This window comes from Pelomonas sp. Root1237, assembly GCF_001425055.1.
Lineage (GTDB): Bacteria > Pseudomonadota > Gammaproteobacteria > Burkholderiales > Burkholderiaceae_C > Pelomonas.
On sequence record NZ_LMDK01000019.1, the window covers coordinates 12,497 to 35,549 of the forward strand.

The following is a 23,053-nucleotide window of genomic DNA, read 5'->3' on the forward strand; positions in this document are numbered from 1 at the left end:
ACAGACTTTCCTCACGGGCCTCGCCCCGACACCGGAGAACGCCATGCATACCCCCCAAACACACTCCCTGCGCCGCAACGCCCTTGGCCTGCTGCTGGCCCTTTCGGCCAGCACGCCCGCGCTGGCGCAGATCACCTTTTATGAGCAGGCCAACTTCCAGGGCCGCTCCATGACCAGCAACGGCAGCGTCAGCAATTTCAGGAGCAACAACTTCAACGACAGGGCCTCGTCGGTGGTGGTGCGCAGCCAGCGCTGGGAGGTCTGCGTGGACCAGCGCTACTCGGGCCGTTGCCGCGTGCTGCGACCCGGCCAGTACCCGTCGCTCGAAGCCATGGGGCTGGACGAGCAGATCTCGTCGGTGCGCGCCGTGCAGCGCAATGCCCGCGATGACGAGTTGAGCTATGCGCCCTACCCGAGCGTGCCGGCCGACTACCGCCGCCGCGACCGCGAGCGCCTGTACCAGGCGACCGTGAGCGATGTGCGGGCGATCTACGGCGAGTCCGGCCAGCGGCGCTGCTGGACGGAGCGTGAGCAGGTCGGCGACGGCCGCCGCAGCGACAACAGCGTGCCCGGCACCGTCATCGGCGCGGTCATTGGCGGCATCCTCGGCCATCAGGTCGGCGGCGGCACGGGGCGAGTGCTGGCCACGGCCGGCGGTGCAGTGGCCGGTGGCGTGGTGGGCAACAACATCGGCCGCAACAACAGTGGCGAATCGGTGGTGACCCGCGACGTGCAGCGCTGCGATGACCGGCCGGTTGCGCAGAACCCTGCCTACTGGGACGTGACCTACAACTTCCGCGGCCAGCAGCACCACATGCAGGTTGCCACGCCGCCCGGCGCCACCGTGACGGTCAATGCCAACGGCGAACCGCGCGCCTGAACCACGGGCGGGTGCTCCAGCGCACAGACCCCGGCAATCCTGAGGGGCAGCATTTGCATGCATCCCTCCACCAGAAAGCTCTCATGATTGCCGCCGTCGTCACCAACAACCCGAGCAAGGCCGCCCTGCAGGACAACCTGCTGGCCACGGTCCACAGGACCGGCCACTTCAAGCACCTGATGGCGGCCGTCAAGGCCGCCGGCCTGGCCGACGTGCTCGACGGCTCGGGGCCTTACACCTTCTTCGCACCCAACGACAAGGCCTTCGACAAGCTCGCCAGGAACGAGCTGGTCGACCTGCTCAAGCCCGAGAGCAAGGCCAGGCTGACGGCCATCCTGCTGCTGCACGTGGTGGCGGGCCATGTGAAGGCCGCTGCGGCGGGCGGCCAGCCCGCCACGCTGAAGTCGCTGCAAGGCGAAGACCTGGCCATCGACATGACCCCGGCCGGCCTGCGCGTGAACAAGGCCCGCGTCGTCGAGCGCGACATCGAAGCCACCAACGGCGTCATCCATGTGATCGACACCGTGTTGATGCCGGCTGCAAGCTGACCCGTCCCGGCTTTGCCGCAGTGCCGCCGGTGCAGTTGCGGGATGCGTGGCCTCATGAGGGAACTCCGCGGCGTCATGGGATGACGTGGCTTGCAGAAAACGCGGCCACCGGCGCATGTTCGTCAGCGTGCGGAGCGCCGTTTCCAGGGGGGAATTTCATGCCGGCGCGGTAGCTCGCCCGGTCCTGCGCATAGCAGCCGCAGGCCGCCGCCTCCAGGCCGGCGCGGTCGCTGACCGTGACCCAGCCCCGGTGGTAGCGGATCAGGCCAGCCTCCTGCAGCGCGCCCGCCGCCACCGTGACGCCGACGCGCCGCACGCCCAGCAGGTGGGCCATGCCTTCCTGCGTGACCGCGAAGCCGTCGCCCTGCGCTCGGTCCTGCCCCATCAGCAGCCAGCGTGCCAGCCGCGCCTGCAGGGCATGGAAGTGCAGGCAGGCCGCGGCCGTCGCTGAAAGCCTCAGCTGCACCAGTAGATAGCGCATCAGCAGCCGGCGCAGCCCCGGGCTGTCGGGCAACTGGCTGCGCAGCGCCGCGGCGGTCAGGCTCCAGGCCTGGCCGTCCTCCTGCACCATCACGCTCACCGGGCTGGTGGCCACGCCCAGCAGCAACTGCACGCCCACCACGCCCTCGCAGCCCACCATGCCCACCTGCAGCGGCGGGTGAGCGTCCATGAGCGTGACCAGCGAAAGGAAACCCTGCAGCGGGAACAGCAGCACGCGGGCAGGCTGGTCCTGGGTGCCCAACCGCTGCCCGCTGCGCAAGGGCACCTGAATGCTCTGCGCCAGCAGGCGCCGCAACTCGGCGGCGGGCAGGTGATCGAGCAACTGGTTGGCAGTCATGCACCAGTCTGCACATCACTTGTTGATTGCCGCTGTGCGCCAGCACACGCTGCGGGTCAGGGCAAGGGAATTGCCGGCCAGTTCAGCAGCCGGTCGTACTCCTGCTTGACGACGCCATAGCATTCGCAGCTGCGCTGTTCCAGCCCCGCGCGGTCCAGCACGGTGATGTGGCCCCGCGCGTAGTCGATCAGGCCGAGCTTTTGCAGGTTCAGCGCCGCCTCGGTGACGCCTTCACGGCGCACGCCCAGCATATTGGCGATCAGCTCCTGCGTCATCACCAGCTGCTCGCCGGCGATGCGGTCCAGGCTGAGCAGCAGCCAGCGGCACAGCTGCTGCTCCAGCAGATGATGGCGGTTGCAGACCGCCGTCTGCGCCATCTGCGTCAGCAGCGCCTGCGTGTAGCGCAGCAGCAGGTGCATGCCCACGCCGTAGCGGTTGAACTCCACCTTGATGGCCGCCGCGCGCAGCCGGAAGGCGCCGCCGGCGCTTTGCACCACTGCACGGCTCGGGGTGGTCTCGCCGCCCATGAAGAGCGATACGCCGACCACGCCTTCGTAGCCCACCACGGCGATTTCGGCCGAGGCGCCGTCCTCCAGCACATAGAGCAGCGACACGATGGCCGTGGTGGGGAAATACACGTGGCTCTGTGGCCGGCCGGACTCGTAGATGACCTGGCCCAGTTTCAGTGGCACGAACTCCAGCTGGTCGGCCCAGCGGTCCCATTCCTCGCCCGGCAGGGCGGCCAGCAGGCGGTTGCTGCGAGGGGCCAGGGCGTCAAGCGGTGCAGACATCAATCCTCCCGCGCTGGCGCGACTTAGAAGCAACAACTCTATCCAGCGCCTGGCCTGCCGTGTGTACGGCATCGCACATAAACATTTTTGGCATGCTGGGGGCGTCGCCCTTATTGCGTCAGCGCCAGCGCCAGCGCCAGCGCCAGCGGTAGCCGAGGGCCGATGAAGGTGCTCACCTGGGTGCAGGCAAGCAACGGAGGTTCCACGCCGTTGGGCGTGGCTGGACGACGTACATGGGCTGACTCCCGCTAAGACGTCGATCCTGACGGTGCCTGTTGGGTAGGACCGTGCGCTATCGCACAGAGGCGCCGCCGGCCGCCGTGCTACGGCTGGGCAAACCAGGCACGGTTCCCAGGCTCGTTCGCGGGGCCGACGGCGCCGCCATGCTGCAAGGGCATGGCCGCCGGCGTCTGTGCGGTGTCGCACATGGGCGGCAGGCCGGCCGCCAGCGCGGCCAGCAGGCGCATCTGTTCGGCCTGCAGCGCCAGCAGTTCGCTCCATTGCTGCTGGCGCAGCTGATCCAGCTTGTCGTGCAGCAGCATGATTTCGAGTTCGGCCTTGAGGTTGACCTCGTAGTCATGCCCCGCCGTGACGCGGTCCTTCTCGGACTGGCGGTTCTGCGACATCAGGATGATGGGCGCCTGCACCGCCGCCAGCATGGACAGGAAAAGGTTGAGCAGGATGAAGGGATAGGGATCGAAGGTCTGGCCTCGTGCGGCCAGCAACACGACGTTCATGCCCACCCACACCAGCATCACGGCCGCGAACAGGCTGACGAACAGCCAGGAGCCGCCAAACGCGGTGACCGCATCGGCGGCGCGCTGGCCCCGGGTCGGCGGCGTGGTTGCCGCGGCTTCCGGATGCTGCGTGATGGGTTGGCGCAGGCCGATATGCCGAGCCACGCGCTGCGCGCGCACGTCGAGTTCCGCAAACGGCCGGCCCAGCAGGGCGGTGGCCTGCGCGTCGTGGGCATCGTCTGGCGGGAGCGACATGGGGGACGAGGAAGCGGGGGTGACGGCGAGTCTGCCCGCGGCCTGGCCGGCGCACCGTCTGCTGGCGCACACAAGACGGCGCCTGGCCGGGCCGCTGGCGGCCGAATCCCAGGGCGCTTACGGCGCTTTCGCCGCACTCGGTGGGCTGATCGACCATTGCTGGCGGTACTCGGCCCGGTAAGGCAGCAGGTCATCGACCTCCAATTGCCCGAGTTGCCGCAGCAACTCCGTCGTGATGGCGATCGGGCGGGCGACGCGGCCGCTGGGGGGCTGCCTGGCGAAGGCGCGCTTGAGCTCATCGGCCAGTTGCCAGCCCTGCTGGCCAGTGGGCTCGGCGATGGTCGCGAGCTGCTGTGAGCGGCCCGAGCGGATGCGGCTCAGTGCCGTGCGTGAGCCGTCGCCGGCCGCGATGCCAACGACGTCGCGGCGGCCCAGGGCCAGCAGCGGAAAGTGCATGGAGTCCATGTAGACGTCGTTGATCGCCAGCACATGGGTCCAGCGCGTGCCGAACTGCCGATGCAGCCGTTCCAGCGCGGCCGGCATGTCCTTGGAGGCGTTCGAAATCGGCAGGTCTTCCACGGCGAGCAGTTCGCATGAGGCGCAACGCGACAAGGCCTCGCGCATGCGCAGGGTCTTGACGTTGGCGATGTCGAAGCGGCTGTCGTTGAAGATGACGACGCCCGCCCGGGCACCGCCGGGCTGGGCGACCAAGGCCGCGGCCATGTCGGCCACGACCGCGGGGTCGGTGCTGACGTTGGCGAACAGATGAGGCGTCGACCCATGGCGCGGGGCCGCGTGCCAGCCCACCAGCACGGGAAGAGGCCGCGAAGACAGGGCCAGACGGTCGGCGATATCGGCTTCGTCAAAGCCGCCCAGCACGATGCCGTCAGGGCCGGCACGCAAGGCTTCGTCGAACTGACGCCTGATCGTCGCCTTGTCGCCCTTGCCGTTGACGATGCTCAAGGTCCAGCCGAGTTCCTGGCAGGCCTGCTCGAAGCCACGGTAGACGGCGGTGATGCCGCCGTTGCGGAAGTCCTGGGCCAGGAAGACGACCCGCCTCGGGGCCTCGGATAGCGGCGGTTCGGCCTGCGCTGCCGATGCCATGGCCGCGCAGGCAGCGAGCAGGATCAGCACCGGTAGGCGCAGCCACAGCCACAGCGGCGGCAGGCGGGGCGCCGAGCGCGGTTCGGAAGAAGGGGCGGCCATGGGCGCGAGCCTAACTTGCCATGGCCCGATATGCGCGCTTGAGCATCGGACCTCGGGTAAATCACATCGCCCGACGGCGAGCCAGTGCTTGCTCGACCGTCAATTCGCGACCAGCGGCGTGAACAGCGGTACGGCCATGCGCACCGGGATGACGTCCAGGCGAGCCTTCAGCACCGTGTAGTCCTCGCCGCCGAGGGCGCCGCTGAACCAGCCGACGAGCCCAGGCCCCTTGTAGAGGCGGAACTCGAAGCCGAGCTCGGGGGAGAGGTCGCCGGGGCGGGGTTTCGCGCGGTAGGCGAGGCCGCGCACCTCGGGCGCGCGGCCGTCCAGCAACTGGGCCATCGCCGTGACGATGGTGTTGTCGGCCAGGATGTCGAGGAAGTAGTTGTCGTTCTGCAGATAGGGCTTGTAGTCGCTCGCGGCCGGGTCGATCTTGGGCTCGCGCAGCTTGTGTGCGGCGGGTATCGTGACGCCGGTCTTGAGGTCGTGGCGGTCGCCGCGGTCCAGGTAGCTGATCAGCGCGCCACGCAGGTTGAAGGCCGGCAACTTGGTGTCGGCGCTGGCCTCGGACAGGTCCACCAGCAGTGCACCGCGCGCGCCGACGATCTCGACCTCGCTGCCCTTGACGACGGCGGCTGTGTTCTCTTCCACGCCCAGGCCCAGCGTATAGCCGAGTGCCCGCATGGCTGGCAGCATGCGGCCGATGCGGCCGCGCTTGAGGAAATGCTGGTCGACGAACAAGTCCGGTCCGATGAAGCCCAGGCCGCGGTCGAACTCCCGCCTGTCGCGCCACTGGCCCTTGAGGACCTGCATGTTGTCCGGTGCGTCGCGGAACATCATGCGGCTCATGATGGCCGCGCCGGCGCTCGTGCCGGCCACGACGCCGCCGCCGTCGAAGACCTGGCGGATGGCCAGCAGCATGGCCGTCGGCTCGCCGCCGGGCTGCAGTGTGTCGACGATGTGCTCCTGCGCGCCGCCGGAGAAGAACACGGCTTTCGAGGCCGCGACCTTGGCGATCAGTACCGGGTCGTTGAGGTTGGCCTGCAGGTCGATGTCCTTCTGGCGCGGCGCAACGGGAATGGCCTCGGCATTGGCGCCGCGGCGGTTCAGCGCCGCGACGATGAGGCCGGCGCTGCGCTCCGGGTTGGCCGCCGCCGTGGCGAACACGGCGATGCGAGCGCCGGCGCCGCCGGACTCATCGACGATACGCTGCCAGACGGCATCGTTGTCGTTCTTCAGGGCGCCACCGATGACGATGGCGGTGCCGGCATGGGCAGTGGCGCTCAGCGCGAGCGCAGCGGACAGGAGCAGGGCAACGAGGAATCTCATGCGCCCATCTTGTCAGCGTCGGGGCGACTGAACCAGCGGGTCAGGCCCGGGCGGAAAATCATGCCATCAAGGCAGGTTGCCGCACCCGAAGCGCGTCCGGCAGGCCTGGGCGGCCGCTCATGTCTACGCGACCTTCGCCCTTGAGTGGCGGCCTAGCGGCGCGACGACGGGATGTCATGCCGTTGCCGCGCTGATGCAATGCGCAGCGTCAACTGTTTGGCAACGGCAGGCAGGCCCTGGACAGGCCGCTGCAAGCTGGTGCGCCGCCGCGGCTCAGGCGCCAATCAGGCGCCGCAGCCACGGCCGCAGCGCGAACAGCGCGGCGCCCGTGACCAGGCTGCCGACGGCGAGCTGCGTGAACAGCGTCGCGTAGGCGGCATTCGTCGTCAGCGGTGAGCCATCCACCGGCTGGGACACCACGCCCGAGAAGTCGCCCGCGAACAGTGACGCCAGGCCGGTCACCAGCATCCAGCTGCCCATCATGACGCCCTGGTATTGCCTGGGCGCCAGGCGACCGATCATGGCGTAGCCGATGGGCGAGATCAGCAGCTCGCCCACCGACTGCAGCACATAGCTGAGGAAGAGCCAGGAGAAATCCGAGCGGCCCGAGGCATCGGCAAAGTGGATGCCCACAGGCAGCACGAGAAAGCCCAGGCCCATCAGCACGATGGCGGCCGCGAACTGCATCGGGATGTCCACCGGCCAGCCGCGGGCGCGCCAGCGAGTGAAGAGGGCGGCCAGCAGGGGCCCGCCGATGACGATGGTGACGGTGTTGATGTTCTGCACCCATTGCGGCGCCACGGCCACGCCCCAGACGTTCATCAGCACATTGCCCACCGCATAGAGCTGCAGGCCGTTCGGGGCCATCTGGTAGAGCGACCAGAACACCAGCGAGCCCAGGGTCAGCACAAGATAGGCCTTCATGCGCTGCTTCTCGGCCGGCACCGGGTGGCGAACCGTGATGACGACCAGGGCAATGGCCACCAGCGCGCAGAAGGCCTTCATGCCGATAGCGGTGTCGCCCGGCTGCTTCAGCAGCCAGACCAGCAGCGGCACCAACCCCACCAGCACGGCGGCGCCGGCGGCGAAGCGGCCCCAGAAGGCCAGGCCACGGCGGTGGGCGAGGGGCGTGTTGCGGTCGGCCAGCGTGCGCCAGAAAATCAGCGCCACCGCGATGGCGCCGGCATTGCCCAGCGTCGCGAACCAGAACAACGACGGGTAGTCCTCACTGAGCTGGAACACGCCCGACACCGTGAAGCCGATGAAGAAGCCGACGTTCATGCCGGCGTAGTTCCACAGGAAGGCGGCCTCGCGGCGGTTGTCCTCGGGGGTGAAGCGCTGCGTCAGCATCATGTTCACGCAGGTCACGTTCAGGCCGCTGCCGGTCAGGAACAGGGCCATGCCCCAGTACAGGCCTTCCAGGCTGCCGCCAGCGACGGTGCCGCAGCCCAGCACCTGCAGCAGCATGCCGCCCACGAACAGGTTGCGGTTGCTCAGGAAACGGCCGCCCAGGTAGCCACCGAACAGGTGCAACCCATAGTTGAAGGCGCCGAACACGCCGGTGATCAATGCGGCCTGCTCGCTGGTAAACCCGTGGTGGCGCGTGGTGTACAGCGTCAACGTGAACTGCAGCACTGCGAAGCCCAGCGTCGCGAAGACCTGGATCAGGAAGAGCACGGCAGACCCTTCGGGAATGCGTGCCTGGAGTTGTTGGAGTCGGCTCATGGGGCGCGGATTGTCCTGGCGCGAAGCGAGGTTTCGTGTGGGTGTCATCCCGTGCCTCGGCGATCATCCAGCCCTGGACAACCACCGTTTCATGGACAGCTGGGGATGACGGACCGACTCGACCTCGTGCGCGCCTACCTGGCCGCCTATGCAGCGCGCGACCTCGCCGCCATCGAGCCCATGTTCGCCGACGCCATCACGCTGCGTGACTGGAAGATCCGCGTCGTCGGCAAGGCTGCGGCGCTGGCCGAGACGCGCAAGAACTTCGAATCCGTCGCCAGCCTGGCGATCGATGTGCTGGCGGCTTACGACCGACCGGATGGTGCCGCGGCCGAGCTGAAGATCACCGTCAATGGCCGCGACACGATTCACGTCGTCGACGTGTTCGAGTTCGAGCCCTCGAACCGCATCGCGGCCATCCGCGCCTACATCGGCCGCGGCGACGACTGAGAGGGCGAGAGCTTTTCATCCACGCCCGCCTTGCACGCCAAAACACCCTCGCCCGTCGTTGCAAATGCTCGCCATAGCCCGCTATGGCTGTGCTTTGCGCCTAGTTCGAGGGCGTTTTGACGCGCCTTTCGGGCGCGTCTGAAAAACTCTCACCCTCTGAGCCGCACGCACGGCCCCGACGCACCGGCTCGGCTCAGCGAGACGCCGCTGTGTCCGGCTTGTAGTCCACGCCGTGCGCGGCCAGGTAGTCGCGAATCAGGCGCCTCACCACCTGCGAGGGTGTCTGGTCCTGCTGCGCGCACAGGGTCTCGAAGGCCTTCTTCTTGTCCGGATCAATCAGCACCGTCAGGCGGGCGGTCTTTTGTTCCATGCCGGCTCCTCATGTTCATCAAATGATAATTGCAATCATATTGAATTCAAACTAAATTAGCGCTGTGACCATCAGCTTCCTGCACCGCCTCACCGGCAGGCACCGCACGCGGTCGGCCAATCGGCAGCTCGGCGCGGTGCTGGCCTTCGTGGCCGGGGCGGTCAACGCGGGCGGCTTCCTGGCCGTGCAGCGCTACACCTCGCACATGACCGGCGTGATCTCCGGCGTGGCCGACGATCTCGCCACCGGCGGCGTCGCGCTGGCGTTGACCGGGCTGGCCTCGCTGCTGGCCTTCATCGCGGGGGCGGCCTGCTCGGCCCTGTTGATCAACTGGGCGCGCCGGCGCCACATGCACAGCCGGTACGCGCTCGCCCTGCTGCTGGAGGCTGCGCTGCTGCTGGCTTTCGGCCTGCTGGGGGCCCACCTCGACACGCTGGCCTACCTGCTGGTGCCGACAGCCGTGCTGCTGCTGTGCTTCATCATGGGCCTGCAGAACGCCATCGTGACCAAGATCTCCCAGGCCGAGATCCGCACCACCCACATGACGGGCGTGGTGACGGACCTGGGCATCGAGCTGGGCCGGCTGCTGTACTGGAACCGCGCCACGTCGCCCGATTCTGTGCACTTCGTCCGCGCCAATCGCGACAAGCTTTTCATCCACAGCCTGGTGCTGGGCCTGTTCTTCGTCGGCGGCCTCGTCGGCGCGCTGGCCTTCAAGCACTTCGGTTTCTCGGCCACCCTGCCCATCGCATTGCTGCTGGTGCTGATGGCCTCGCCGCCGCTGATCAACGACCTGCAGCGCGCCTGAGCGCTGCTGCCTTTCCCGCACGCCATGCCCGACACCGCCGACCCACACCAGTTCGTCAAGCCCTTCGTCTATGAGACGCTGGATACCCGGGCCATGCATTTCACGATCTGCGAAATCCAGAGCCGCATGAAGGTGCAGCACCCGCATGCGCTGGACCTGGCCTACACGCGCACGATGATGGCCTTCCTGCTGTTCGTGCCGCGGCCCGAGACGCTGGCCATGATCGGGCTGGGCGGGGGCTCCATGGCCAAGTTCTGCCACCGCGAGCTGCCGGACACGCGCATCGAGGTCGTCGAGATCAACCCCCACGTCATCGCGTTGCGCGAGCAGTTCCAGGTGCCACCGGACGATGCGCGCCTGCGCGTGCGGCGCGGCGACGGGGCCGACTTCGTGCGCCACACCCAGGACCGGCTGGACGTGTTGCTGGTGGATGGCTTCGACCATGAAGGCCAGCCGCCGGCCCTGTGCTCGCAGGCCTTCTACGACGACTGCCGCACGGCGCTGCGCGAAGACGGCCTGCTGGTGGTCAACCTGCACACCGCCCACCCCGAGTTCCAGCGCCATGTGGCCCGCCTGGATCGCGCCTTCGACGGCGCGGTTCTTCTGGTGGGCGACAAGGAATGCAGCAACACCGTGGCCTTCGCTGGCCGGCGCGCGCTGCGGGCGCCAGCGCAGGCCGGCGCGCTGCGCAAGCCGCGGCCGCTTGCTCGCCAGGCCTGGGACGAACTCCTGCCCGCGTTTGCCCATGTCGCAGCCACGCTGCAACACCAGCGCGAAGGTGGCTGAGCCCGAGGGCGGGCAACGTCTTGATGCCGCCCTGCAGTCAGGTGTGCGGTGATGGCGGCCTGACGGAGCGGTACACGCCGCGCCGCTCCGGCCGGCTCAGCACCAGCTGCCACAGCTGGCCCTGGCGGGAGCGGAAGAAGCCGGCGCAGCTCAGCAGGTAGTAGCGGAACATGCGCCGGAAGCCTTCGTCGTAGCGGGCGGCCAGGCGCGGCCAGGCCGCCTCGAAACGCTCGGCCCAACTCATCAGCGTGCGGTCGTAGTCGGGGCCGAAGTTGTGCCAGTCCTCGATGATGAAGCGGCCCTCCAGCGCGCCGGCCAGCTCGACGGGCGAGGGCAGCTTGCCGTTGGGGAAGATGTAGCGCTCGATCCAGGGGTCGGTATGCGGCGCGCGCTGGTCAACGCCGATGCTGTGCAGCAGGAAGAGGCCCTCGGGCGCCAGCAGCCGGCGGGCGGTGTCGAAGTAGACGCCGTAGTTCTTCAGCCCCACGTGCTCGAACATGCCGACCGAGACGATCTTGTCGAAGCGACGGTCATCGGTGCATTGGAACGAGCGGTAGTCCTGCAGCAGCAGTGTGACGGGCAGGCCTTCACAACGCTTCTCGGCCAGGGCCAGTTGTTCCTTGCTGACGGTGATGCCGGTGACGCGCACGCCGAAGCGCTCGGCCGCATGGCGCGCCAGGCCGCCCCAGCCACAGCCAATGTCCAGCAGCGTCTCGCCGGGCTGCAGTTCGAGCTTGCGGCAGATCATCTCCAGCTTGTGCGCCTGAGCCTGCTCCAGACCTTCAGCATGCTCCCAGTAGGCACAGGAATAGATCATGCGCGAGTCCAGCATGGCTTCGAAGACATCGTTGCCGACGTCGTAGTGGTGCTCGCCAACCTGGTGGGCGCGTGCCTCGCTCTGCAGATTGAACAGGCGATGGCGCAGGCTCTCCAGCAGCAGCTTCCAGCGCGCCGAGGCCGGCGCGGTGCGGTCCAGCTGCGCGCGCAGCAGGCGGTCGAACATCATGTCCAGCCGCTCGCAGTCCCAGTCGCCGTCGACATAGGCCTCGCCGGCGCCCAGTGACCATTGCGTCAGGATGCGGCGGTAGGAGCGGGCATCGTTGACGCGCATGTCCCAGGGCCGTGCGCCGTTGATCTGCACATCGGCGCGTGCCAGCAGCTCGCGCAGCACGGTGGGCGGCTGCGGTGCCGAATGCGGCTTGGGGCCCTCGGGGCGGGATAGCGTGGCTTGCTCCGCTGGCATGCGCAACGACTCCTTTCAACGACGCCCTCAGTTTGCCGTCGCTTGCGCCGCGGTGCAGCCCCAAGTTTCAATGACTCACGGCGCGCGGGGATATCGCCAGGGCCTCTGTTGGCGCTACGGCAGGCCCCAGCCGAACGGGTCATCTGGCGCGATCAGCAGCGTGGCCTCCGCGCTGATGTAGGCCTGGCCGCGGATGGTGGGAATGATGCTTGCTCCGTCCTTCTCGAACCAGCCGTCGAAGACGCTGCCGATGACGCTGGCCTGGCGCCACACCTCGCCGGCGCTCAGCTTGCCCGCGGCCGCGAGGCAGGCCAGCTTGGCGCTGGTGCCGGTGCCACAGGGCGAGCGGTCGTACTGGCGGCCGGGGCAGAGCACGAAGCTGCGCGAGTCGGCGAGGGCCGGGTCGACGTCGGCGAAGAGTTCGATGTGGTCGATGACGGCTTGGTCAGTGCCGCGGTGGCCCTGGTCCTGCAGGGCCTGGCCCAGCATGGCGGCGTAGTCGGTCAGTGCCGCGACGTGCGCGGGCGCGATGGCCTGGCCATGGTCGGCGCACAGGAAGAACCAGTTGCCGCCCCAGGCGATGTCGCCCGTCACCGTCTGGCCTGTCGGCAGGTCGACGCTGACGCCGGTGGCCAGGCGGTAGGCCGGCACATTGCGCACGCTCACCTTCCCGTCCTTGTGCAGGGTGGCCCGCACCTGGCCCACCGGCGTCTCGATGATGTGCTCGCCGGCTTCGATGCGGCCCAGATGGGCCAGCGTCGCCATCAGGCCGATGGTGCCGTGGCCGCACATGCCCAGGTAGCCGGCGTTGTTGAAGAAGATGACGCCGGCCGTGTGGGCTGGGTCCTGTGGCGGGCAGAGCAGGGCGCCGACGAGGACCTCACTGCCACGCGGCTCCAGCAGCGTTGCGCGGCGGTAGCGGTCGTGCTCGCGGGCCAGCAGTTCCCGTCTCTCGGCCATGGTGCCAGCGCCGAGATCGGGAAAGCCGTCGATGACGACACGCGTCGGCTCGCCGCCGGTGTGCGAGTCGATGATCTGGATGCGCTTCATGGTTGCGACTGGCAATGAGCCGGCCGTGTCGCCAGTGCCTTCGCGACGAGGGCCTCGATGCGCTCCCGCTCCGCGCCGATGACGGGCAGCCGTGGCCGGCGCATGTGCTCGCTGCCCACGCCCACCAGCAGGTCGATGAGCTTGAGGTTCTGCACCAGCTTGGTCGACACATCCAGGTGCAGCAGCGGCGTCATCCAGCGGTAGATGGCGCGGGCCTCGTCCCAGCGGCCTTCCTGCATCAGGTTGAACAGGGCCACCGTCTCGCGCGGGAAGGCGCAGCCGACGCCGGCCAGCAGCCCGTCGCAGCCCAGCGCCAGGCCCTCGAAGGCGAGATCGTCCACGCCCATGAAGAGCTGGTAGCGGTCGCCGAGCAGGTTGCGCAGGTCGGTGATGCGGGTCACGTCGCCGCTGCTTTCCTTGATGGCGGCGACATGTTCACAGTCGGCCAGTTCGGCGAAGTGTTCGGGCTTGAGGTCGACGCGGTAGGCGACCGGGTTGTTGTAGACCATCAGTGGCCGCTGGGCGGCATGGGCATAGGTGCGCACATTGGCCATCGCCTCGCGCGCATCGGCCACGTAGATGACCGAGGGCATGACCATGTAGCCGGCCACGCCCAAGGCATTGGCGCCTTCGATGAAGCGCAGCGCTTCGCGGGTGCTCGCCTCCGACACCGTGGCCAGCACCGGCACGCGGCCGTTGGCAGCATCCAGCGCGCAGCGGGCGACGGCCAGCTTCTCGTCCAGCGTCAGCGTGCTGGCTTCGCCCAGCGAGCCGCAGCAGACGACGCCATGAATGCCGTTGCGGATCTGGAAGTCGATGTGGCGCGCCGTGCCTGCGAAGTCGAGGCTTTCGTCGGCATGGAACTTGGTGGTGACGGCGGGGAACACGCCGCGCCAGGGGACGTTGTGCATCTGTGGGGCTCCTGGATGGGGAGCCCCATGTTCGCTCAACTAGAACGACGTCCAGTCGTCGCCGTCGGCGGCCACCGCAACGGCGGCCGGAACCGGAGCAGCCCTGGGCGCCACCGCGCGCGCCTTCGCCGGGCGCGCAAGAGCCGGCCTGGCCACGCTGGCCGTCCTGGCCCGGCTGACGGGCGCCGCAGCCGGACGGGCCGCGTTGACGGCGTCCAGCTTGAAGGCCGCCACCGTCTCGGCCAGTTGGCCGGCCTGGATGCGCAGGCTCTCGGCGGCCGCCGCGCTCTCCTCCACCAGGGCGGCGTTCTGCTGCGTGACCTGGTCGAGCTGGTTGACGGCATCGCCGATCTGGCCGATGCCCTTGCCCTGCTCGCTGCTGGCGGCGCTGATCTCGCTGATCAGGTCCGCCACGCGGCGCACCTGGCCAACGACCTCGTCCATGGTGCTGCCGGCCTCGCCCACCAGCTTGTTGCCGGCTTCGACACGTTCGACGCTGGCACCGATCAGCGCCTTGATCTCCCGCGCGGCCTGGGCGCTGCGCTGCGCCAGGGCCCGCACCTCGCCGGCCACGACGGCGAAACCGCGCCCCTGCTCGCCGGCCCGTGCCGCCTCGACGGCCGCGTTCAGCGCCAGGATGTTGGTCTGGAAGGCGATGCCGTCGATGACGCCGATGATGTCGGAAATCTTCTTCGAGCTGGTCGTGATCTCATCCATGGTGGACACCATCTGGCCCATGACCTGGCCGCCGCTCTCGGCCACGCGAGCCGCGCTGCCTGCCAGCTGCGCGGCCTGGTGGGCGGTGTCGGTGTTGTGCTTGACCGTCGCGCTCAGCTCCTCCATGGAGGCGGCGGTCTCCTGCAGGTTGCTGGCCTGCTGTTCGGTGCGCTGGCTCAGGTCGGCGTTGCCCTGGGCAATCTGGCCGCTGGCCGTGGCGACGCTCTCGGCATTGCCGCGCACCGCGCCGACGATGCCCACCAGGGAGTCGTTCATGCGCTGCAGCGCGTTGAGCAACTGGCCGGCCTCGTCCGTGCGGTCGGTGGACAGATGCAGGCGCAAGTCCCCTGCAGCCACCGTCTCGGCGGCGGCCACGGCCTGGCGGATCGGGCCCACCACCGAGCGGGTGATCAGCAGGGCCATGGCCACGCCGAGGGCCAGCGCGGCAGCGGCCGCGACGATGACCGCGATGCCGGCAAAGTCAACGGTCGCGTTCGCCGCGGCGGCCGCGGCGTGCATCAACTCCTTCTGATAGGCGATCAGCGCGTCGAGCTGCTGGAAATACTTGAGCTGCAACTCATGCGTCTCGCTGAGCAGCAGGTTGCGGGCCTTCTCCGTGTCGTCCTTCAGGCCCAGATCGATGACCCTGCGCACCGAGGCCACGAACAGCTGCCTGGCCTGCACGACGCCGCCCAATATTTCGCGCCCCCGCCCCGGCGGCACGCTGGCGTCGAGCTTCTCGAACAGCTCGGCCGTGCGCTTGGCAGCGGCGTCGACATCGCTCAGCTGCTTGCGTTTGCCCTCGGCATCAGACAGCAGCAGCACATTGCGCACGGCCAGTGCGTTGATATTGACGTTGTCCTTGATCTGTTCGAGCTGCTCGACCTTGACCATCCGGTCTTCGACCATCACCTCAAGCTCGTGGTCGATGCCAAGGAGCGCCGTTCGCGCATAGGCGGCCAGCAACACGGTGAAGGCGATGGAGATGGTGAAAGCCAGGCCGAGTCGCTGGCCGATCCGCAGGCGCGTGAGGAGGTTCATGGTGGGTCTCCTTGTGGGTGACGCTCCCTGATCGGCCTGGGCTTCGTGTCGAGCCGTATTCCGTGCCCCGAGTCTCTTCCTTCAGGCCGGCGCCACGCAAGACGTTTTTAGCGGCGTTACCGCCGCGAAAAGCCAACAACTACCGCCGCTGCCCGTGCTGGGGGGTGCCTAGCGCCCGTGGGCACAGCCGGCAGCCAATGACGGTGTGCGCGCGGCCGCAGCGTCTAGAACGAGGCAGGCGCCGCCCTGGGCCCGGCCACGGCGTCGAGCTTGAAGGCCGCAACCGTGCCGGCGAGTTGGCTGGCCTGGATGCGCAGGCTCTCGGCCGCGGCGGCGCTCTCCTCGACGAGGGCGGCGTTCTGCTGGGTGACTTCGTCGAGCTGGCTGACCGCCTCGCCGATCTGGCCGATGCCCTTGCTCTGCTCGACGCTGGCCGCGCTGATCTCGCTGATCAGGTCGGCCACGCGCTGCACCTGCCCGACCACTTCGCCCATCGTGCGACCGGCGTCGCCGACCAGGCCGTTGCCCGTCTCGATGCGTTCAACGCTGGCGTTGATCAGGACCTTGATCTCGCGCGCGGCTTCGGCGCTGCGCTGGGCCAGGCTGCGCACTTCGCCGGCCACGACGGCAAAGCCCCGGCCCTGTTCGCCGGCGCGCGCAGCTTCCACGGCTGCGTTCAGGGCCAGGATGTTGGTCTGGAAGGCGATGCCGTCGATGACGCCGGTGATGTCGGCGATCTTCTTGGAGCTGGCGGTGATCTGCTCCATCGTGTTCACCACCTGGCCCACGACCTGGCTGCCGCTCTCGGCCACGCGCGCCGCACTGCTGGCGAGCTGGGCGGCCTGGCGGGAGACGTCGGTGTTGTGGCTGACCGTCGCGGTCAGCTCCTCCATGGACGCAGCCGTCTGTTGCAGATTGCTGGCCTGCTGCTCGGTGCGCTGGCTCAGGTTGGCATTGCCCTGGGCGATCTGGCCGCTGGCCATGACGACGCTGTCGGCGTTGCCGCGCACCGTGCCGACGATGTCGACCAGCGCGTCGTTCATGCGTTGCAGCGCGGCCAACAGCTGGCCCGCTTCGTCTCGGCGATCGGTCGTCAGATGCAGCCTCAGATCACCGGCTGCCACGGTCTCGGCAGCGCGCACCGCGTCCTGGATCGGGCCCACCACCGAGCGCGTGATCAACAGCGCCAGCGCCACACCCACGGCGCCTGCCAATGCCGCCGCGATCAGCATGGCTGCCGAGGCAAAGCTCACGGTGCCATCGGCAAGCTGCGCCGACGTGCGCATCAGCTCCTTCTGGTAGTCGATCAGGGCGTCGAGCGCGGCGAAATAGGCCTGCTGTTTGGCCTGCACGTCGCCCAGGAGCAGATCGCGTGCGGCGTCCTTTTGCTGCTGCACGCCAAGGTCGGTCACGCGCTGCAGCGTTGCGACATAGGGCGCCCGTGCTTCGGCGGTGGCGGCCAGCAGCTTGGTGCCCTGGCTGGAGGTGATCGAGGCCTGCAGCTTCTGAAACAGGTCACCCGTGCTCTTGCGGTTGCCCGCAATCGTGTCCAGTTCCTTCTGAATGGCGGCTGGATCGCTCAGCAGCACGATGTTGCGCACCGTGCGCGCCGTCAGATTGACGTTGTGCTTGACCTGTTCGAGCTGCTCGACCTTGACGACACGGTCCTTGACCATCAGCGCCAGCTCGTCGTTGATCTGCCTCAGCTGGCCACGTGCATACAGCGCCAGCGCAACGCTGAACAAGATGGAGACCGCGAAGCCGAGACCCAGGCGCAGGCCGATGCGAAGGTCCTTGAAGATATTCATGGTTGTTCTCCCTGTGTGATGGCGGCGCGTGCATCCGCCGCCAGGCTCCATGTTGAATCGAAGTTAGCACGAGGATGTGAAACTATGCGAATCTTTGATGCCGCGCAAGGGACAGTGCACGTGGTGTGCAGTTCGCGGCACTGGAGCAAAGGCATGGAGACGCAAGCCAACCTGGGCGAAAGGGTGCTGGCGCTGGTAGCGCAGCCGCCTGACACCGGATGTACGCCCAGCGCGCGGCCCCGGGATGCGGCGGCGCGCGCCATCGAGGGCGCCGCAGCCAAGGCCGGCCTGGCCGCCGGCACGCTGGCCCTGCCGCCGGGGCCGCTGGGCTGGGCCACCATCGCGCCGGAGATGCTGGCCGTCTGGCAGATCCAGCGCCAACTGGTGGCCGACATTGCCGCCCTCTATGGCCGCAGCGCCGACCTCGGCCCGGCGCAGATGCTGTGGTGCCTGTTCCGCCACACGGCTGCGCAGGCCCTGCGCGACCTGACGGTGCGCGTCGGCGAGCGCGTCATCGTGCGCCCGGCCGCGCAGGTGCTGCTGCAACGCGTGGCCGAGGCCATCGGCGTGCACCTGGGCAAGAAGGCCGCCAGCCGGATGCTGTCGCGCTGGGTGCCGCTGATCGGCGCGGCGGGGGTCGGCGCCTATGCGTATTGGGACACGCGCCAGGTCGGGCGGGCAGCGCTGCAGCTGTTCGAGAACGAACAGGTGATCGAGAACGAGGCGGGCTAGCCATCTCGGCGACAACCCTGTGTAACTTCTGTGTCGGGCCTGACAAACTGGCGTCCGTATGCAGCTTCCCACCATCCTGGACATCGAAGCCTCGGGCTTCGGCCGCGGCAGCTATCCGATCGAGGTCGGATTCGTCGCGGTGGACGGCGGGCTGTTCTGTGGCCTGGTCACGCCCGAGCCCGATTGGCTGCATTGGGACCCCAGCGCCGAAGCCCTGCACGGCATCAGCCGCGAACTGCTTCAGCGCCACGGCAGACCGGTTCGCTGGATGGCTGAGCAGCTCAATGAGCGGCTGGCCGGCCAGACCGTCTATTGCGATGGCTGGGGACAGGACTACCCCTGGCTGGCGCGTCTCTACGACGCGGCCGGCATGCGGCAGAACTTTCGCCTGGATGACCTGCGCCGGCTGCTCGACGAGCAGGAGGCCCAGCGCTGGCGCGGCGTCACCGAAATCGTGCGTCAGCGACAGCGCCTGACCCGTCACCGCGCCAGCAGCGATGCGCGCGTGCTGCAGCTGGCCCTGGACGAGATCAAGAACGGCGTGGCTGTCTAGGCTCCTAGATTTCGCCGCCGCGGTGGCAGCCGCGCCCGGCACGCTTGGCTTCGTAGAGGCTGGCATCGGCCTGTGCCACCAGTTGCTCCAGGTTGACCGCGCCCGTCGTCGCGACGCAGTAGCCGATGCTGACGCCGATCTCCAGCTCCAGCTCGCCGATGTGATACGGCGTGGAGAGGGCGTGCAGCAGTTTGTCGGCCACCGTGGCGGCGTCGCTGGCCTCGTGCACCTGCGGCAGCAGCACGGCGAATTCGTCGCCGCCCAGACGGGCCACCAGGTCGCCCGGGCGCAACGCATGGCGCAGGCGCAGCGCCACGGCCTTCAGCAGCGCGTCGCCGGTCGGGTGGCCGTGCAGGTCGTTGACGGGCTTGAACTTGTCCAGGTCGAGGTAGAGCAGGGTCAGGCGCTGGCCCGGTGGGGCGGTCAGCAAGCGGCGCGCGCCCTCCTCGAAGCCGGTGCGGTTGAGCGCCTGGGTCAGCGCGTCGGTCTGTGAGGCCAGGCGCAGCCGCGCCTCCTCGCGCCGGGCTTCGGTCACATCGACCTCGATGCCGATCAGGCCTTCGATCTTGCCGCTCTGCACGCGCAGCGGTGCGTACTGCGCATCGAAGCTGTGGCCGTCGCGTTCGCTGTGGTCGACGAGATCCAGCCGGCGCGTTTCGCCAGCCAGGGCGCTTTCGATCAGTGGCGCACGGGCTGCGTAGTCCTGCACGCCGAACAGCTCGGCCAGCGGCCGGCCGACCCAGTCCTTGAGCTCGACGCGGCGCTGCTCCTCGAAGGCGGCGTTGAAGAAGATCACCCGTGCCTCGGTGTCGCCGACGAGGAACTGTGCCCGCGCCGTGTGGGCGACGGCCAGCAGCATGGCCTCGTTGCGTTCGCTCTCGCGCTGGGCGTGCAGCTGCTCGGACATGTCGCGCAGGATGACCGACACGGTCTCGACACGGCCGCGCACGTCGCGGTGCATGATGATGAGGCAGTCCATCGGCAGCTTCGCGTCGCCCAGCTGCAAGCCGATTCGGCCGCGCCAGTGGCCCTCGCGCATGGCGGCGGGCAGCACCAGCTTTTCGTAGAGGTCGAGCTGCTCGGCCGAGAAGTAGTCGGCGATGTGGGCGTCGCCCAGCAGCGCATCGGCGGCCATCCCCAGGCGGGCCCGCGCAGCCGGGTTGAGATAGGTGACCTGGCCATGCTCGCGGGCCTGGCAGACGAAGTCGGGCGTCATGTCGAAGATGGCGGTCAGCGTCTGCAGGGCCTTCTCCTGCTCGCCGCGCTCGGTCACGTCTTCCACGGTGCCGGCCTGGCCGGCCACCCGGCCGTCGAAATACAGCGGCGCCGTGCGCACCGCGATCCAGCGGATGCGGCCGTCGTCGCCGCGCTTCATCTTGCGCACCATGTCGATGGGCTCGCCGGTGGCCATCTGGTGTTTCCAGCGCTGGATCAGCATGTCGCGCTGCTCTGGCTGCACGAGGGTGGTCCAGCCCCACTCGACGTTCTCGCGCCTGAGGCCGTGCACGTGCAGATAGCTGTCGTTGACGTAGACGATTCGACCGGTCTCATCGGTGCGGAACAGGCCCAGCGGCATGGCATTGCTGGTGGCCTGCAGGGTCGCCTCGCGCAGCCGTGCCGCGCGCTGCAGTTGGCCCAGCCAGCGCGCCAGCAGCACCAGGCCCAGCGTGGCCAGTACCGCGGCGGCCACCACCAGGCTGCGCTGCCGCCAGAACGGCACCAGCACGTCTTCCTCGGTGCCCGACAGCAGCAGCTTCAGGCCGTAGTCGGACAGGGTGACGAAGGCGCCGGTGCGGGGCCGGCCGTCCGTGGCCGCGCCGCTGCTAGCGTAGAAACCTTCTTCACCGCTGAGATTGCGGCGGGCGGCGGGGAATTGTTCGAAGAGGTTGCGGCCGACAAAGCCCGGCACCTCAGGCCGGCGCGACAGGGCCAGGCCGTCGGTGCGCAGCATGACGAGGGAGGATGGCGGCAAGGGCACGAACAGGCCCTGAATGTCATGCAGGCGCTGCAGGTCGATGGTGGCCATGACGAACTCGTAGTCGTCCAGCGGCCGCGACAGCCGCATCAGCAGCGGCAGGCGCAGCCGGCCGTCGTCGGCGCGGCCGCCCAGGCGCAGCGGCAGTCCCAGCGCAATGCCCTCGGGCACCAGGCCGGCGATCTCGCCGAAGGCCGCGGTGCCGGCGATGCTGGCGTCGTCGCCCTCAGCGCCCGCCTGCAGCCGGCGCACCTGGCCGGTGGGCGCCACCAGCACGATGTCGACCATCTGGCGCGAGCCGCTGCGCACGCTGTCGACGAACTGGCGCAGCATGGCGTCGGCCTGCGGCCGCCCCTCCTGCCCATCAGCGCGACGTGTCAGCAGCCACAGGTCCACGACGCGCAGCGCGCTTTCGGCCTGGCGCAGCACGGGCTCGGTCTGCATCGCGACGGCGCGAACGCCGGTGGCCAGCTCCTGGCGCTGCTGGGCCAGCAGTTCACGGGGCTTCTCGACGGCATACCAGCCCACCAAGGCCCAGATCGTCAGCACGACGGAACCGAAGGCCAGGGCGGGCGCCAGCAGCAGGGCACGCTCGCGCCAGCGGCGGCGGCGGGCCTGCTTCAGCGGCTCGGTGGGCGGGGTGGAGGCGCTCATCGGGGGCAGGGGTTGCGGGCCATTGTGCGCCGCGGCCTCCGCCATCCGGCGCCGCTATTTCGGCGCAAACAGCGTCGCCTGCTGCTCCCGTAGCAGCTTCTTCTGCACCTTGCCCATGGCATTGCGCGGCAGCTCCGGCACGACCAGGATGCGCTTGGGCACCTTGAAGCCGGCAATGCGGGCCTTGAGCGCCTGGATCAGCGCCTCGGGGTCAGGCTGACCGTCGGGCGTGATGACGGCGACGACGGCCTCGCCGAAGTCTGGATGCGGCACGCCGATGACGGCCGATTCACCCACGCCGGGCAGGTCGTTCAGGAAGCCCTCGATCTCGGCCGGGTAGACATTGAAGCCACCGCTGATGATGAGGTCCTTGCTGCGGCCGATCAGCGTCAGATAGCCATTGGCGCCGACGCGGCCGACGTCGCCGGTCTTGAACCAGCCGTCCGCGGTGAACTCCTCGGCCGTCTTCTCGGGCATCTGCCAATAGCCGCTGAAAACGTTCGGCCCGCGCACCTGCACATGGCCGATCTCGTCCGCCGCGCAGGGGCGGCCCTCGTCATCGACGATGCGCAGGCTCACGCCCGGCAGCGCCGGGCCGACGGTGCCGCCTACTCGTTGGCCCTGGTCGCCGTCCTCCGGGCGGCACGGGTTGGAGGTCAGCATCAGCGTCTCGCTCATGCCGTAGCGCTCCAGGATGGCATGGCCGGTGCGGGCCTGCCATTCGCGCCACGTCTCGATCAGCAATGGCGCGGAGCCGCTGATGAAGAGGCGGATGTGGCTGCTATCCAGTGTGCGCTCCTGCAACAGCCGCACATAGAGCGTCGGCACGCCCATGAAGACGGTGGCCTCGGGCAGGCGGCGCGCTACTGAACCGGCGTCGAACTTGTTGAACCACAGCATCTTGCTGCCATTCAGCAGCGCGCCATGCGAGGCGACGAACAGGCCGTGCACATGGAAGATGGGCAAGGCGTGCAGCAGCACGTCATCGGGCTGCCAGTCCCAGAAGGTCATCAGCGTCCGCGCGTTGCTCAGCAGATTGCCGTGGCTGAGCATGGCGCCCTTGCTGCGCCCGGTCGTGCCGCTGGTGTAGAGGATGGCAGCGAGGTCGGTGGCGGCTCGTTTGACGGGTTCGTGTGCGAGCGGCATCTGCGCGGCGCGGTCCAGCAGCGTGCCCGTGCGATCGTCGTCCAGCGTGAAGACCCAGCGCACGCCGCGCTGGAAGGCCAGCTTGCTGACCCAGCCGAAGTGCTTGCCCGCACAGACCACGACGCCTGGTGCCGCATCGCCGATGAAGTGCTCCAGTTCGGCCGCGTGATAGGCCGGGTTCAGCGGCAGGTAGACCAGGCCAGCACGCAGCACCGCCAGGTAGAGCATCAGGTTCTCGACGCTCTTGTCGGTGTGGACGGCGACGCGGCTGCCAGCGGGCAGCTCCAGCCGGCCCAGCCAGTTGGCGAGCATCGCGCTGCCATTGTCGAGGTCGCGCCAGCTGTAGAGCAGGCCGTCGGCGTCGATGGCGGTCGCGTCCAGGTCCGCCGGGAAGCCGGCGCGCAGGGCCGAGTAGAGATTCATGGTGCTGGTTGACGGGGTGGTGTCTTACCAAGTGACTGCCGTGGAACCGGCTTTGCCGGGCCACTGGCAGTGCCCCC

Annotated in this window: 20 protein-coding genes and 1 pseudogene; 7 read left to right on the forward strand and 14 right to left on the reverse strand. The window is 68.6% G+C overall.

Annotated elements, in window-relative coordinates; genetic code table 11:
- The first annotated feature begins 43 nt into the window (after positions 1–43).
- Both ASC91_RS30805 and ASC91_RS22980 read left to right on the forward strand, forming a co-directional pair.
- The gene (locus tag ASC91_RS30805) at positions 44–880 is read left to right on the forward strand and encodes a beta/gamma crystallin-related protein (protein ID WP_056202593.1); all 837 of its coding nucleotides are present in this window, start codon (positions 44–46) and stop codon (positions 878–880) included.
- A gap of 83 nt (positions 881–963) precedes the next feature.
- On the forward strand, positions 964–1,428 hold the full coding sequence (locus ASC91_RS22980; protein ID WP_056202596.1) for a fasciclin domain-containing protein: 465 nt from the start codon (positions 964–966) through the stop codon (positions 1,426–1,428).
- A 73-nt stretch (positions 1,429–1,501) separates the two neighbouring features.
- Here the strand turns inward: ASC91_RS22980 and ASC91_RS22985 are convergent, their stop codons facing one another.
- From ASC91_RS22985 to ASC91_RS23010, 6 genes and pseudogenes are all read right to left on the reverse strand, one after another.
- Positions 1,502–2,266, reverse strand: coding sequence for a Crp/Fnr family transcriptional regulator (locus ASC91_RS22985; protein ID WP_082532944.1), 765 nt, complete (start codon positions 2,264–2,266; stop codon positions 1,502–1,504).
- A 56-nt stretch (positions 2,267–2,322) separates the two neighbouring features.
- Positions 2,323–3,057: a Crp/Fnr family transcriptional regulator gene (locus tag ASC91_RS22990; RefSeq protein WP_056202599.1), complete on the reverse strand. Its 735-nt coding sequence runs from the start codon at positions 3,055–3,057 to the stop codon at positions 2,323–2,325.
- 446 nt (positions 3,058–3,503) lie between these two features.
- Positions 3,504–4,049: pseudogene (locus tag ASC91_RS22995) on the reverse strand (DUF1003 domain-containing protein); the annotation flags it as partial.
- 117 nt (positions 4,050–4,166) lie between these two features.
- Complete coding sequence (locus tag ASC91_RS23000; protein WP_056202601.1) at positions 4,167–5,255, reverse strand: substrate-binding domain-containing protein; 1,089 nt, start codon at positions 5,253–5,255, stop codon at positions 4,167–4,169.
- A gap of 99 nt (positions 5,256–5,354) precedes the next feature.
- Positions 5,355–6,584: a cyanophycinase gene (locus ASC91_RS23005; RefSeq protein WP_056202603.1), complete on the reverse strand. Its 1,230-nt coding sequence runs from the start codon at positions 6,582–6,584 to the stop codon at positions 5,355–5,357.
- Positions 6,585–6,857: 273 nt separating this feature from the next.
- Positions 6,858–8,309 carry a peptide MFS transporter gene (locus ASC91_RS23010; protein ID WP_056202614.1) on the reverse strand — a complete coding sequence of 484 codons (1,452 nt, stop codon included), beginning with the start codon at positions 8,307–8,309 and terminating at the stop codon, positions 6,858–6,860.
- Between the two features lie 105 nt (positions 8,310–8,414).
- On the opposite strand from ASC91_RS23010, the gene ASC91_RS23015 reads away from it, so the two are divergent.
- Positions 8,415–8,759: a nuclear transport factor 2 family protein gene (locus ASC91_RS23015; protein ID WP_056202618.1), complete on the forward strand. Its 345-nt coding sequence runs from the start codon at positions 8,415–8,417 to the stop codon at positions 8,757–8,759.
- Between the two features lie 193 nt (positions 8,760–8,952).
- Here the strand turns inward: ASC91_RS23015 and ASC91_RS23020 are convergent, their stop codons facing one another.
- On the reverse strand, positions 8,953–9,129 hold the full coding sequence (locus tag ASC91_RS23020) for a ribbon-helix-helix protein, CopG family (RefSeq protein WP_056202621.1): 177 nt from the start codon (positions 9,127–9,129) through the stop codon (positions 8,953–8,955).
- 64 nt (positions 9,130–9,193) lie between these two features.
- Here ASC91_RS23020 and ASC91_RS23025 point away from each other — a divergent pair, with 64 nt between their 5' ends.
- Complete coding sequence (locus ASC91_RS23025) at positions 9,194–9,937, forward strand: YoaK family protein (protein ID WP_056202624.1); 744 nt, start codon at positions 9,194–9,196, stop codon at positions 9,935–9,937.
- 24 nt (positions 9,938–9,961) lie between these two features.
- Positions 9,962–10,723 (forward strand): hypothetical protein, encoded by a 762-nt coding sequence (locus ASC91_RS23030; RefSeq protein ID WP_056202626.1) that lies wholly within the window; start codon positions 9,962–9,964, stop codon positions 10,721–10,723.
- A gap of 37 nt (positions 10,724–10,760) precedes the next feature.
- Here the strand turns inward: ASC91_RS23030 and cfa are convergent, their stop codons facing one another.
- The 5 genes from cfa to ASC91_RS23055 form a co-directional block, all read right to left on the reverse strand.
- Positions 10,761–11,966: a cyclopropane fatty acyl phospholipid synthase gene (cfa, locus tag ASC91_RS23035; protein ID WP_056202629.1), complete on the reverse strand. Its 1,206-nt coding sequence runs from the start codon at positions 11,964–11,966 to the stop codon at positions 10,761–10,763.
- A 114-nt stretch (positions 11,967–12,080) separates the two neighbouring features.
- A complete protein-coding gene (locus tag ASC91_RS23040; RefSeq protein ID WP_056202632.1) occupies positions 12,081–13,016 on the reverse strand; it encodes a 4-hydroxyproline epimerase in 936 nt (311 codons plus the stop codon).
- Positions 13,013–13,927, reverse strand: coding sequence for a dihydrodipicolinate synthase family protein (locus ASC91_RS23045; protein ID WP_056202635.1), 915 nt, complete (start codon positions 13,925–13,927; stop codon positions 13,013–13,015). Before ASC91_RS23045 ends, ASC91_RS23040 begins: the two co-directional genes overlap by 4 nt.
- Positions 13,928–13,966: 39 nt before the next feature.
- The gene (locus ASC91_RS30810; RefSeq protein ID WP_082532946.1) at positions 13,967–15,685 is read right to left on the reverse strand and encodes a methyl-accepting chemotaxis protein; all 1,719 of its coding nucleotides are present in this window, start codon (positions 15,683–15,685) and stop codon (positions 13,967–13,969) included.
- Between the two features lie 224 nt (positions 15,686–15,909).
- Positions 15,910–17,493, reverse strand: coding sequence for a methyl-accepting chemotaxis protein (locus ASC91_RS23055; RefSeq protein ID WP_056202640.1), 1,584 nt, complete (start codon positions 17,491–17,493; stop codon positions 15,910–15,912).
- Positions 17,494–17,646: 153 nt separating this feature from the next.
- Here ASC91_RS23055 and ASC91_RS23060 point away from each other — a divergent pair, with 153 nt between their 5' ends.
- Both ASC91_RS23060 and ASC91_RS23065 read left to right on the forward strand, forming a co-directional pair.
- On the forward strand, positions 17,647–18,225 hold the full coding sequence (locus tag ASC91_RS23060; RefSeq protein WP_056202643.1) for a hypothetical protein: 579 nt from the start codon (positions 17,647–17,649) through the stop codon (positions 18,223–18,225).
- A gap of 58 nt (positions 18,226–18,283) precedes the next feature.
- On the forward strand, positions 18,284–18,778 hold the full coding sequence (locus ASC91_RS23065) for a hypothetical protein (protein WP_056202650.1): 495 nt from the start codon (positions 18,284–18,286) through the stop codon (positions 18,776–18,778).
- Positions 18,779–18,782: 4 nt separating this feature from the next.
- Here the strand turns inward: ASC91_RS23065 and ASC91_RS23070 are convergent, their stop codons facing one another.
- Together ASC91_RS23070 and ASC91_RS23075 are read right to left on the reverse strand one after the other, a co-directional pair.
- Positions 18,783–21,407, reverse strand: coding sequence for a diguanylate cyclase domain-containing protein (locus ASC91_RS23070; protein WP_162247852.1), 2,625 nt, complete (start codon positions 21,405–21,407; stop codon positions 18,783–18,785).
- Between the two features lie 54 nt (positions 21,408–21,461).
- Positions 21,462–22,976 carry a malonyl-CoA synthase gene (locus ASC91_RS23075; protein WP_056202659.1) on the reverse strand — a complete coding sequence of 505 codons (1,515 nt, stop codon included), beginning with the start codon at positions 22,974–22,976 and terminating at the stop codon, positions 21,462–21,464.
- Positions 22,977–23,053: the final 77 nt, after the last annotated feature.